General features: G+C 58.9%; 10 protein-coding genes. 4 read left to right on the forward strand and 6 right to left on the reverse strand.

Annotation, left to right across the window (positions count from 1 at the left end; genetic code table 11):
* Nucleotides 1-937: 937 nt before the first annotated feature.
* Together PWP93_RS35480 and PWP93_RS35485 are read right to left on the reverse strand one after the other, a co-directional pair.
* Complete coding sequence (locus PWP93_RS35480) at nucleotides 938-1,927, reverse strand: ParB/RepB/Spo0J family partition protein (protein WP_213309098.1); 990 nt, start codon at nucleotides 1,925-1,927, stop codon at nucleotides 938-940.
* Entirely contained in the window at nucleotides 1,924-3,129 is a 1,206-nt protein-coding gene (locus PWP93_RS35485; RefSeq protein ID WP_213309323.1) for a ParA family protein, read from the reverse strand. The genes PWP93_RS35480 and PWP93_RS35485 overlap by 4 nt, the downstream gene beginning before the upstream one ends.
* A 1,108-nt stretch (nucleotides 3,130-4,237) precedes the next feature.
* On the opposite strand from PWP93_RS35485, the gene PWP93_RS35490 reads away from it, so the two are divergent.
* Complete coding sequence (locus PWP93_RS35490; RefSeq protein WP_213309099.1) at nucleotides 4,238-5,632, forward strand: replication initiation protein; 1,395 nt, start codon at nucleotides 4,238-4,240, stop codon at nucleotides 5,630-5,632.
* 2,019 nt (nucleotides 5,633-7,651) lie between these two features.
* Here PWP93_RS35490 and PWP93_RS35495 read toward each other — a convergent pair.
* From PWP93_RS35495 to PWP93_RS35505, 3 genes are read right to left on the reverse strand one after another with little or no spacing between them, the layout of a single operon-like run.
* Complete coding sequence (locus tag PWP93_RS35495) at nucleotides 7,652-7,960, reverse strand: hypothetical protein (RefSeq protein WP_421042867.1); 309 nt, start codon at nucleotides 7,958-7,960, stop codon at nucleotides 7,652-7,654.
* Between the two features lie 51 nt (nucleotides 7,961-8,011).
* On the reverse strand, nucleotides 8,012-8,842 hold the full coding sequence (locus PWP93_RS35500) for a DUF932 domain-containing protein (RefSeq protein ID WP_421048174.1): 831 nt from the start codon (nucleotides 8,840-8,842) through the stop codon (nucleotides 8,012-8,014).
* A 52-nt stretch (nucleotides 8,843-8,894) separates the two neighbouring features.
* Nucleotides 8,895-9,311, reverse strand: coding sequence for an antirestriction protein (locus PWP93_RS35505; protein WP_421048175.1), 417 nt, complete (start codon nucleotides 9,309-9,311; stop codon nucleotides 8,895-8,897).
* A gap of 219 nt (nucleotides 9,312-9,530) precedes the next feature.
* On the opposite strand from PWP93_RS35505, the gene PWP93_RS35510 reads away from it, so the two are divergent.
* On the forward strand, nucleotides 9,531-9,671 hold the full coding sequence (locus tag PWP93_RS35510; protein WP_421048176.1) for a hypothetical protein: 141 nt from the start codon (nucleotides 9,531-9,533) through the stop codon (nucleotides 9,669-9,671).
* Nucleotides 9,672-9,964: 293 nt separating this feature from the next.
* Complete coding sequence (locus tag PWP93_RS35515) at nucleotides 9,965-10,186, forward strand: hypothetical protein (RefSeq protein WP_421048177.1); 222 nt, start codon at nucleotides 9,965-9,967, stop codon at nucleotides 10,184-10,186.
* A 102-nt stretch (nucleotides 10,187-10,288) separates the two neighbouring features.
* On the opposite strand, the gene PWP93_RS35520 is transcribed toward PWP93_RS35515, so the two are convergent.
* Entirely contained in the window at nucleotides 10,289-10,876 is a 588-nt protein-coding gene (locus tag PWP93_RS35520) for a hypothetical protein (RefSeq protein ID WP_421048178.1), read from the reverse strand.
* Nucleotides 10,877-11,527: 651 nt separating this feature from the next.
* On the opposite strand from PWP93_RS35520, the gene PWP93_RS35525 reads away from it, so the two are divergent.
* Nucleotides 11,528-11,857, forward strand: coding sequence for a hypothetical protein (locus PWP93_RS35525; RefSeq protein WP_421048179.1), 330 nt, complete (start codon nucleotides 11,528-11,530; stop codon nucleotides 11,855-11,857).
* The last annotated feature ends 2 nt before the right edge of the window (nucleotides 11,858-11,859 follow it).

Consider the following 11,859-nt stretch of genomic DNA (forward strand, 5'->3'; position numbering starts at 1 on the left):
AGCCAAACGCTCCACGGGCCCGCATGGCGTCGCGGACACCGTACCGGCGAGGGCCAAGGCGGCGCATTGTAGTAGTCTTCGGCGGACAGCAATGTACTAGGCGGGCAGGCCTCCGGCGCGCCCAGCGGTCGACCTCAAGTGCGGCATCAAGTCAGGACGACGGGATTGCCGGAGGCCATGGATACTGGCGTTTGAGTTGCTTCGCGTCTTCTTCAGTCACATGGTCCATTCGACGGAATGTCTCCCAAACAGTCAGGCCGTGTTTCAGCCTGCTCTCTTTCAGGCGGCACCCCACCTGCAGGCGTCGTGAACATGGGCCGAAGTGTCGGTACTACTGACACATCACGACGTCGCCCGTGCCGTGGCGCTAGTCTGGGGGTTCAGCGCGTCAGTAATACTGACACCTCGACGTCCGCTCGAGGCACAACGTGCAATGCGGGTCAGGCCGCAACGAAGGGCGGCAGTGTCGGTACTACTGACACAGCACGATGTCGCCCGTGCTGTGGCGCTGTCTGGAGGTTCAGCGCGTCAGTAATACTGACACCTCGTCCGCTCGAGGCATAAGGTGCAATGCGGGTCAGGCCGCAACGAAGGGCGGCAGTGTCGGTACTACTGACACAGCACGATGTCGCCCGTGCCGTGGCGCTGTCTGGAGGTTCAGCGCGTCAGTAATAGTGACACCTCGACGTCCGCTCGAGGCACAACGTGCAATGCGGGTCAGGCCGCAACGAAGGGCGGCAGTGTCGGTACTACTGACACAGCACGACGTCGTCCGTGCCGTGGCGCTGTCTGGAGGTCGAGCGCATCGACGCCTCGCGGGCACGCACTCTCCGAACCTGCCTGTAACTTCCCGTATTGCCGATCTAGTGTTACGGGCGCCCCGCTTTGGGGACAAAAAAAACCCGCATAGTTGCGGGCTTCTGTCCAATAGGTTCGATTACTGCTGCGCGCTTGGTTCTTCCCTATACAGCTCGCTGATAAGTTGCCGGATTCGAGTCTCTTGAGCCTCGCTAAGCGACCCGGTTTTGATCTTTACGGTGAACGAGTTCACGTCCTTCGTAATGCTACCGGCCTGTTCCTTGCCCGAAAAGAACTTCGCGATGCTCCGCTCACGGGCCTCCGCTTTCGAACCCTGACGGGTGGCCTGCGCTACGATCGCGGCCGCATATCGCCCCTGGAGAATTTCGCCTTTGACAACGTCCGACCACAGGTCCTTTGCCGCAGCCAGACCCGCAGCGCCATGCTTTTTGATAGCCGACACAATTTCTTCTGCAGCATTGCACCCAAGCAGCGCGGGCTGCAAGTCCAATTGTTCCTTAATGAAATCAGGCAGCTTATCGAACGCCAAAAATTGATAAAGTCCCGTGCGAGACATACCGAGGGACTCAGCGAGCCGCTTTCGATTCGGAAACTCTGCTTCCGCACGACGCAGCGAAATCGCAATTTCATAGTCGGCGAGGTTGGACCGCCCGATGTTCTCTACCAACGCAAGAACAACCATGTCCTCATCGGAGCACTCGACTATGACCGCCTTGATTTGCTCCATGCCCAACATCTTGTGCGCACGCAATCGCCGCTCGCCAGCAACCAGCTGGTAGCCGGAATCAACGCGCCGCACCGCCACCGGCTGAACCAACCCCTTTTCGCGAATAGACTCGGCAAGATCCGAAAGCTCGGCCTCGACAAAAATCCGCCGCGGTTGCCATGGATTAGGCACAACCTCCGCAACGGGAATCGTGGCCTGGCCACCACTCGCTTCTAACTCTTGAATTTTGAGTTGTGCGGCTGCCAAGGCTCCTGCCATCCCAGGCCCTGTCTTCGGCTTCTCAACCACGGGCTTAGTCGCGTCCATCTCATCATCAGAGATTGAGGACGTCTTTCGGAGGTTGGCGGTTTGTAGAGCCATACGGTCACGAATACTGCTCATTGCGCAAGACTCCATTCGTCGACGTACATGTTGTCAATCCACCTGCAGTATTCAACCAGCGGTTGGCGCACACGCTGCACCGTCTTTGAGACCCCGTCGGATTTGCTGAGGTCAAACACTGTCGAGAGCGCAAGCGCGCCGTTGCTCATCACCGAACTCGCCGGAATCTCGGTCGTGGTCAGCCAGTCTTCGTAGGCGCGTTGCGTCCACGAGCGAACGATGGGTGCTGACGACGTCGGGCTTGTATCGACCTTCGACAAAATGACGGAGATGAAATCGTAGACCTTGTCTGACTCCTTCTCCATGAAGTTCGCGGCAATATCTGAAAACAGTCCCCAGAACGATACCGAGCTGATGAAGTCCAGGCTCTCCGGCACCAAAGGCATCACCATCGAATCAGCCGCCATCAACGCGTTCAATGTGAGATAGGAGAGGGAGGGAGCTGTGTCCAGAATGATGTAGTCGTACTTCTTGCGCAGCGGCTCCAGGCCTTTCCGCAGGATTGCCCAAAACTGATAGCTCGGGCGAGTCTTAAGCATCGAGGGGATGAAGAACTCAGCACTGAACAGCGATGGATGCGCGGGAATTACATCCAAGCCGTCCCAATAAGTTTCCTTGATGGCAGATTCCAGTCCGCCCTCCATCTCCTCGTTATAGATAAAAGGCAGAACAGTCGAATCCTCGTCGACCTCGTTCTCGGCATAGAGTCCACAGAGTTCGGACAGGGAAGCCTGCGGGTCCAAGTCAACCACGAGCACTTTCCGTCCGCGCAACGACAACCCTTGCGAGATGCACATCGTCGTCGTGGTCTTCGTCGACCCACCTTTGAAGTTGGCAACCAGAAGAATCTTGCCGTCGGCATCGCGACCAGTCACGAGCGGCGACTGATAGATTTCCGACAACTGTTGTACGTAGGTACGCGCCTCGGCCAAGGTGAACAGGCGGCTACGGCCCGTGCCGTGCGCAACGCCCGGCGGCAACGCGCTTCCTTCCCGCGTCGCTTGGTAGTGAAGCTTGGTTCGGTCCAGGCCGCACAGGTCTGCCACTTCGGCAGTCGTAAAGTTTGGCGGCGCCTTTCGGGGCCTCGGCGTGAGAATCTGCTCGCGCAGCTCAGCCGTCAGCCCGTCCAGTTTTTTCGCAAATTTGGCGATCTTCGCGAGGGGAACCTTGCGTGTGATAGCGGGAAATTCGGCTTTAGACATGGTTTTTACACTTTCACCGGAAATCTGGACGAAGCGTAGAATACTCGAAAACTTTAGAAAAATCGCTCTCAGATAAGCCAGTTTCTTAAATTTTCCACCTAACCCCTTGGAAAACAACACCAAAAGATCGAACGACACAACGGGAATGCCAGAACTGGCGGCTCGTCTGAAAGCATTTCGAAATCTCATGGTGAGAGAAATTGTTGAAATGCACTGAAGGAGGCGATGGAGGAGGCGGTGAGGGTGAGTGAGAAGAATTGTTGAAATCTGCCAATTGATGCACCCTGCCTCGTACTTTCAACAATTTCTCTCACCATCCACTTGCAGGCACATCGCCTTGGCGCACAACGCGAGGCACCTTTGCCCCGGGGAGTTCCTGCGCAGCCTGGTCGCAAGTCTCCCGGCGGCCCATAACGTAAGCGTTGCACCGGCTTTGACCGCGGGGACGACTGCAACTTGCCTACAAAAATGCTCACCATCATCAACCGGCCATCGACTTATCCACAGATGCCCTGACCGCAACCTGTCGTGCGGCGAGCCTTGTTACTGTTCATGCCGGTAAACCGAGCAACCCAGTTGCGCCGTGCCACAAAAGTACTCACCATGCTTCAACAAAACGACTCACCCAATTCGAGCGATTTCCGTCGCAGGACCCGCCAGGTAAGGCTTTTCGCAATCGGGTGCAATATTCAACAAAAATGCTCACCGTCAATCCGCGGCCACAGAATCACTCACCTAGCGCTGGTAAACTTCTCACGCTCGCAATGGATTTCTTCTCACCTTCGGCCCACAAAAATCCTCACCTCAAGCACAAAATTGCTCACCTACATGGGAATAACCCATTGTTTTTACGAATCTTTGCTTTTCCCTGTTGTTAGTTCGTTGGTTTTTTGCTTTTTAAAAGATTTTGAAAAACATACAACTGTCTCCCCGGACCCTCCACCTTTCGAAAACAGGAAGGTGAGCAGATTTGTTGAACTGACATGTGCCTAGAGGAAGGTGATCAGAATTGTTGAAACGATCCCCGTCATGGTGAGTCTTTTTGTTTTGACATCTCACCTACGCGTGCTACAGTCTGCGCGACCGGCAACTAGGGACAGGGACCTCAATGGCAAACAACATCATGACGCGCGCAACCTCGCGCCAACTGTCGTTTGAGCTGTTCGAGGAGATGCTCGCCACCGATACGCCAATCAATGAATCAACGAAGGAGATTGGCTATCAGCGCAATAACGTTTTTATCGACATTACCGATGTGGGCATTACGGCCAGGCGACTCCTGGATGCAGCGCACTTCATCGTGGCGCAGGAGCCGACTACCCCGAAGGTCTATGACGTCGAACTGAGCTACTTCCGATGGCTCATGCGTTATGACAGCTACAACTACAAGCACCTGCGAACTGTGGTGTCCGAGGCTCAAAAAGCCTTGATTCAGGTTTCAGCCTCGCCCCCTGGCAGCACGTCCGCGGAGGACGAGAAGTGGGTGTCCGTACAGCTCATCGGTATCGTCGGTATCGACAAAGGGCGCATCACTTTTGCGGTTCCTGAGCCGCTCATTCCGCACATCAAGGACCCAGTGAAGTCGCACTGGTTGAGCCTGAGAATCACCTCTGCCTTCACGCTTACCTATGCTCGAGCCATTTACGACCACGTCATCGGCTATGTGGCAGAAGGCATAACCGAGTGGATCGAAGTCGATGTGGTACGTGGTTGGCCTGGGAAGGCTGCGTCGACTGCAACCGAATTCAAGTATTTCAAACGCGACAACCTCGACAAGGCGGTTAAGCAGATAAACGCAGTCTCCGACATCGACCTGAGCTACGAGACTCGCACCGTGAGCCCGAAGTCGAAAAAGATTGACCGGATTCGTTTCAGGCTGACGCGAAAGGAAACCGCTGGAGCCATTCGAGCGAGCCTGCTTGGCGCGCAAGAGATATACACGACGCTGAAGAACGAATTCGGTTTCACAGAAAAGCTGTTCAACACCATCTCGCAAAACCGAGCCGTGTGGTCGGATGAGCGTATTCTCCAGGCGATCGAATACACCCGCGCCAAGGTTGACTCCGGCCAAGTCAAGAAGAGTCCGGGCGCATACCTGCTAAAGGCTATCACTGATGGCTACAAGCTATCGGACGCTGACCGCAAAATGCTAACGGTACAACAACAGCAACAGGAACAGGAGAGGGCGGAGTCCAGCGCGAAGCAACTGGCGACTGCGGCCGTCGCCGCAAGTACCGAGGCGGCAGAGGAGCGCAGCAAAACACAGACCGTCGAGAATGCTGACCTCGGTCGTGAGGCGTATCACAAGGCAGACGGTAAGGCGCAAAAGGACTTCATGCGCGCCTTTATCGCCTCCGCGGCCGGTAAACTGGCCATCAAGCGGGTGAAGCTCAACCCGGCGACGATTCATGAGTCGGAAGTGCTGGCGCATAAGGATCTATCCTTTGCGCTCTACTCGTTCGTGTTTCTGCGCACCAAAGCAAAAGCCGCCTCCAAGGCTTAACAGTACGCGAGCACTCGGCTTCACACCTTGTAGACCTGCTCTAGCATCTCCCTCTCGCTCGCATTCATGGTCGTTGCGCTAACCCACACCGTTTCACCGCCATGCTTCTCATGCGGCCGCTGAACGTGGCCGCGTCGCGGATGCACCTCAGCGCTTTGCCTTTTGATTTGGAGAGCGGCCGGCTGATAGGTAGCGAGCATATCAATCTGCCGCTCGATGTCGCTTAATGACGGGCGTTCACATTGCACAACAATTCGTCCGTATTGCCGAGTTATAGCTCGGGTTGCGTGAGAGACCTGATTGAATGGCATTGAAAATAGAATGGTGATTTTGCTTGGCTGAGATTTCGCATCGCGGGCAAGCGAAATACCGCGTCAGTATAGTTGGCATCACCACGGATCGATTCGACGACTGTTAGAACGCGCCGTGTTGCGTTCGCCGCTATGCGTTAGCGAACCCTCGCGTCGTGCAGCAGGAGGCACAACTCGCCCAGGCAGGCAGGAATGCTGTCGACCTGCTTGTTTCCAGCGCGGTGGATCACATGCCCCAAATCTTGTGGATCGTCACCCGCAGGTGAGTGATTTCCGTCTCGCAACCCGCCGACGCGCTGCGGGTGTTGACGAGCTCGAGCATCACATGCCGTTTTCCGGTTCCCGATTGCCAACTGCATTTATTAAGTACCCCCTCGAGTCGGTGCTTGCGAAAGGTTATGGGAGTGAAACCGGCCCGCCTCGGTCTGCTGCTGGGCGCCAGATACACCCGAGCCCGGCGCGGTCGCATAACAAGGCCCAAGCCGAGTATGGGATTGCGGCGTCTTCGCTGATCCAGCGGCGCACCTGCCGACCGCCGTATTCGGACATGCCGAGATAACGCGCAACCGCGCGTCCCGGCAAGCCGGTGCGACGGATAACCTCCTGAATCTCGGCTCCGCTCGGCTGTTCCCAGCCGTCTTCGGCCGATCGCAGGCAGGCGGCCCGGATTTCAATTTGATAACTCATCCTTACCTCGAACCGTTTATTTTTCCCTGTACTTCGTGACGCTCCAGCCCCCACGGCTTTCGCCGCGGGGGATACACGCGCCCAGAGGGCGCTTGACGACCCCGGCGGCGGTCGGCCTGGGCTATACCGGATCGTCCCGCCTCTTACGTTGCGCGCCGGCGCTCTCCCGATGTCCGACGATGCGGTCATGGGGACCCCGTGCGCCTCGATCCGGGCGCGCGGCGCGCGCGATACTCCCGTAATTATCCAGCCCCCGCGGCTTACGCCGCAGGGGATATACGCGCCCTGCGGGCGCTTGACGACCCCGGGCTGGTGGCCGGCCTGGGCCGTACCGGATCGTCCCGCCGCTTACGCGGCGCGCCGACGCTCTCCCCATGTCCGACGACGCGGCCATGGGGGACCCCGTGCGCCTCGATCCGGGCACGCGGCGCGCGCGATACTCCCGTAATTATCCAGCCCCCGCGGCTTACGCCGCAGGGGATACACGCGCCCTGCGGGCGCTTGACGACCCCGGCTGGTGGCCGGCCTGGGCCGTACCGGATCGTCCCGCCGCTTACGCGGCGCGCCGGCGCTCTCCCCATGTCCGACGATGCGGCCATGGGGGACCCCGTGCGCCTCGATCCGGGCGCGCGGCGCGCGCGATACTCCCGTAATTACCCAACCTCCTGGCATGCAGGGGGAGGGACGCCAGCGCGCGGCAGTCTGGTTAGCTTCGCGACGGATCGCGAGGCTAACGCGGGGGCGGCTGCTGGTTTCCAAGCGCCGTGTGGACGGCGTCGACCTGTTAGGGCGTGAGCCGTGACACCGCTACAGACGTGGCGCGCTCGTAGATCATCAGGCCGTACACGTCAGCCTGGCGCGCTTTAGCACACAGCGCCCCGCCCTAGCCATGCGATTCCTGGGCGCAGCAGTAGTTGATTGCCTGTTTGATTTCAGCAATGGTTAAGACCGCAGTAATGGTTGCCTCACTGGCCCGCGCGATTTCTACGCGGGCGTTGAATATTATTCAGGATGCCAAAATTTAATGCAGATTCCCTTCGTGCTCCATGAGCATGGCAACAGATGCGCAGGGCGGCACGCGCTCGAAACCAGCCAGGGCGACGCGGGCGATGGCGCGCAACTCCTCGCGACGCATCTCTACCGGATTGCCGTTGTGATCGAGCATGCTGGCAATGCGCCGGAGCGCATCGGCGGATTGTGCCGCCGCGTCAGCCGACAGGGCCATGCGATACAGTTCGCCGCGAACGATCCCACGGTCTCCGTACTGCCAGACAGCGAGGAGTGGCAGCAGGGCTGCCAGCCACGTAGGACGGGTATTGAGCAGATCCATGTGAAATCCCCTTTCTGGGTGCGCCCCGACCGCAAAGCCGGGGCGATCCGGTTAGGCGCGCAGGCGGCGCAGTTCGTCAGCCAGCACCCACAGGGCGCGATTCATACGGATGTTCTGATCGATGCCCGCGACGGCTCGGGTCGTGGTCGCCTTGCCCTTCGCGTTACGTCCGCTCAGCCCGCCGCGCATCAAATTTTCCTGCACGCGGTTGAAGGTTGTGAAGATGTCGGAGCCCTGATCCTCGACGCGGCGCGGCGCGAGAATCTGCCTTTCCGTCACTGGCGCAGGCGCGCCCTCGTCGTAACGCAACGCGAGCGCCGCGCGGGCGAAGGCGACCTGTTCGCCCTCATCGAGTACCGTTGCCACCATCCCATCGCGTTGCTCTGCCGTCTCATCAAAGCTTTTCACCACCTTGAATGCGCCTTCGATGACCTCGCCAATCACATCACCCGTGTGCGGGATGCGGATATCGTTCGTCACGTTGCCGCATACGATGCCGTTCTGACAGGCCCAGCGAATCATTCCAGCTAGAAGCTGGAATGAGCACTGGCCCGCGTGCGAGTTGACGAGAATGACCTCATTGGCTTCGCTGGCCGTGATCTGGTCGGCGTGCTGTCTCATGCGGATCATGTGCTTGGTGAAATCGCGCATGTCCTCATTGCGCACACGGGTCTGGCAGACCATGAAAGGCTGAAACCCTTCCTTGCGCAGGGCGTTGAGTACATCGACTGTCGGAATGTAGCTGTAACGCGCCGAGCGGCTTTCGTGCGCGGAGTGGGCAAGGATTGAAGGCGCAACCTCTGCAATCTGGTCATTCGTCAACGGACGATCCGAGCGCAGGGCGACGGCATTCCCACTAAAACGGGTTGCAAGCTTGTTCATTTGATTCCCCAATGAAGGAGCCAACCCGGCCCGGGGGGCCGGGGCCGGTCGGTTAGTCGATGGCGCGCAGGATGTTGGCCGCTTCCACGTGCTGCGTGGCGAACTCACGCAACTGGTGGTAACGCTCGATGATCGTGTCATCAAGGGTCTTTTCCGCGAGGTGACAGAGGGCGAAGAGGGTGACGGTAATGCCGAAGGCATCCGCGCCCATCATGTCGCTGTAGCCGTTCATATGCCAGCGCACATGCACGCGGCCCATATTGGCCGGAGCCATGTAAAAGCCGTCATTGGAGAGGGTGAAGAAATGCCAGAAACCTCCCTCGTATCTGCTGCTCAGACGCGCGGCCCAGTCATACACCATGGATTCCCCGGTGAGGTAGTGACGACCGAGGTAGCGCGGTAGCACGTTCAGGCGCAGCTCGTCGGGAACGACGGAGGAAGTAACGCGGTTTTGAACTTCAGTGGTCATCGGAATTCTCCGGTTCGGCCATCGCTGCATTGCGAGGCACACATTTAGTTTAGGACTAAAAGCCCTAAAATTCAAATCACAGAGTACGGCTTTCGATTGAATTAGTATACTTAAATACGTAATCAATCAGATTTTTAAATCACCATAATAGGGGGCTAAAAGCCCTATATAATAGAGTTGTGCCGCGCAATGACGCGATGGCCGAACCGGAGAAATCTGATGACCGAACCCACCTCGAACCCAGCCGGCGGAATTCAGTACGTTCCATACAACCGCCTTTGCCTGTCATCCTTGAACGTTCGCAAGAAAGCGCCGACCGGCATCGACGCCCTGTCGCCACCTTCGCCGAAAAGGGCTTGATTCACAATCTCGCTGTGCATGAAATCAAGGGCCGTGCGAAGCTGCCGAGGCTGGGCGTCTGTGATGGCCAGCGTCGCCTGGCTGCTCTCGACCTTCTGGTTGAGCAGGGCAGGTTACTTAGGACTATGAAGTACCTGTCCGGATCGTCAGCGAGGGCGAAGCTGTCGCCGCGTCGCTGATCGAAAACCGCGAACGTGACGCGCGCTGGATACTTCGCGCATGTTGCGAAAGGCCGAATTGCTGCGATTGTGAGCGAGAGTGTTTCGGCGCAGGCGGCAGGGAAAATGCGCGGCATGAAGAAGGACGCCGCAGCGGATGCGGCAGAGCTTCGCATGACCGAATCGGGCTGGCTCCCGGAGGTGCTGCGCAACCGGGAGGTTCCAGAGCGCGTCACGTACGGCTACCACGAGGACGACGAGGGGGCAGATGACGAAAACGGCGACGCCGCCGCCGAAGCGGACGAATTGTCCGAAGCGCAGGCCTCGCCTGGCGAGGAGGAGGACGAGCAGTACTGAGCGCGCATCGCGCGCGTTCAGGTAGTCCACACGAAGCCGTCCGGATGGAAGTCCGGGCGGCTTTTCATTGCACGCGCGAATGCAGGGACAAATTACCGGCGCTCATGCCGGTTTGTTTTTTTCGGGGGGCACCGGGTCGAACGGGTTGGGCCAGTACTGTTTGACCAGGGCGTCAGCGCGCGCTACGCGCTGTTCGTGCGTCAACAGGTGTTTCTGCTCAAGCGTCAGATCTGCGGTGAGCCAGTCGTCGGGCAGCCTTGCACCGACAGGCGCAATCGGGCGACGCTCACGCACGGCGGGGCGCGCAGCCGCCGCAGCCTGGGCCGCGCCAGTGTCATTGTCGGGCACACCGCGTTCGGCCGCTACCGGGTTAGCCGCCTGCCCTGGCACATCTGCGGGAGCACGGCTGACTGCCGGGCCAGTTTCCGCCTGTGATGCGCGCGTGAGGCGGGACACGATGCCTCGTTCGCGCCGGATTCTTTTGAGTGTCAGAGCGAAGGTCTGATAGGTGAAGACGAGTCCGGTTGCGGCAAGTTCCTGGATGATCGCGGCGTACCGGACGCCCGAGTGAATGGCACGTTCGACGCTCTCGAACACGTCGCGAAGCTGGGCGGTCTTGGACCGGCCATCGGACGAAGCCGCGAGGGCGTCGAGGCGTTGCGCGCGTTGTACGGCAATCAGGGCGTCCATTTTGAGCGCTCACGTCAGGGGGAACGGACACAGTATGCCGCGAATGATCGAAAGGTGCATCCTGTCTGTTAGGTATGCGATCTTTCATGATCCGCAGACTATCCAGACATGATTGAGCGTCGATTCATCATGATCCATGGGTGATTTATCGACCGGTGCTCGGCTGCGGGGCGAGGCACGACGTATATGTAGACGGAAATGCTAACGCATTTCCGTCTACATATACCGTGCTCCAAGGGGATACCCCTTGGAGAACCCGGCCGCCACCGCCACCGAGCGTGCTCGGCGTCGCTTTGCAGACCGGTGGCACGTGCGCCCAGGCGCACCCGCAGTCTTGCACCGAAGGAGTTGCATGCGCATCTTCGCAAAGGCGTCGACGATCTGCTTCGTACATTTGACCTCGTGGCCGTGCGTGGTTCGGGTTCGGGCCGAAGTTCCCAAACGAAGAGCGGATGAAGCACGCCGCGTTCGTTGCACGCGATGTCAGGGCGCCAGTGCCGCAGATCGACGTTGGGCAGTGGTGGCACTCACGGAACGCAGTGCATCGCGCGCAGGTCGAACCTGCAGCGGAGGCCGTCGGCGTGCCCGATGCGACGGTGGGATATTCTCAACATTGTTCCTGGGGCATCCGATAATACTCAGATCTGCAAAATGCTTGAGATCATGGAGTCGAGCCGCGAGTGCCAATCGGGCGAGCTGGCCAGGCGATTCGATACGTCGACGGCGCAGATCAACGGCATGCTGTGCACGCTCCTCGAAGAAGGTCTTGTGCGCATGAGCAACCATTCAGCACGCATCATCCGCCTCGAACGGCTGTCGCTCGCGTTCCAGCCGCCGACACCGCTCGTTTCAGACACGGCTACACGGGCAGCTGTATCCACCCCATCGTTCGCCCCGCAGAGGCATGGCCGGTTGCGGGACTACGAGGCGTCGCTCCTGAGCGTGCAGAGCCTCGCGATGCTCGTCCGACCTTCGAACTGAAC

It is taken from the genome of Paraburkholderia sp. A1RI-2L (assembly GCF_048957375.1).
GTDB lineage: Bacteria > Pseudomonadota > Gammaproteobacteria > Burkholderiales > Burkholderiaceae > Paraburkholderia.

Coding starts and splice junctions, on each gene's coding strand:
- PWP93_RS35480 (WP_213309098.1), bottom strand. CDS start 1,927: ATGAGCAGTATTCGTGACCGTATGGCTCTACAAACCGCCAACCTCCGA.
- PWP93_RS35485 (WP_213309323.1), bottom strand. CDS start 3,129: ATGTCTAAAGCCGAATTTCCCGCTATCACACGCAAGGTTCCCCTCGCG.
- PWP93_RS35490 (WP_213309099.1), top strand. CDS start 4,238: ATGGCAAACAACATCATGACGCGCGCAACCTCGCGCCAACTGTCGTTT.
- PWP93_RS35495 (WP_421042867.1), bottom strand. CDS start 7,960: ATGGATCTGCTCAATACCCGTCCTACGTGGCTGGCAGCCCTGCTGCCA.
- PWP93_RS35500 (WP_421048174.1), bottom strand. CDS start 8,842: ATGAACAAGCTTGCAACCCGTTTTAGTGGGAATGCCGTCGCCCTGCGC.
- PWP93_RS35505 (WP_421048175.1), bottom strand. CDS start 9,311: ATGACCACTGAAGTTCAAAACCGCGTTACTTCCTCCGTCGTTCCCGAC.
- PWP93_RS35510 (WP_421048176.1), top strand. CDS start 9,531: ATGACCGAACCCACCTCGAACCCAGCCGGCGGAATTCAGTACGTTCCA.
- PWP93_RS35515 (WP_421048177.1), top strand. CDS start 9,965: ATGAAGAAGGACGCCGCAGCGGATGCGGCAGAGCTTCGCATGACCGAA.
- PWP93_RS35520 (WP_421048178.1), bottom strand. CDS start 10,876: ATGGACGCCCTGATTGCCGTACAACGCGCGCAACGCCTCGACGCCCTC.
- PWP93_RS35525 (WP_421048179.1), top strand. CDS start 11,528: ATGCTTGAGATCATGGAGTCGAGCCGCGAGTGCCAATCGGGCGAGCTG.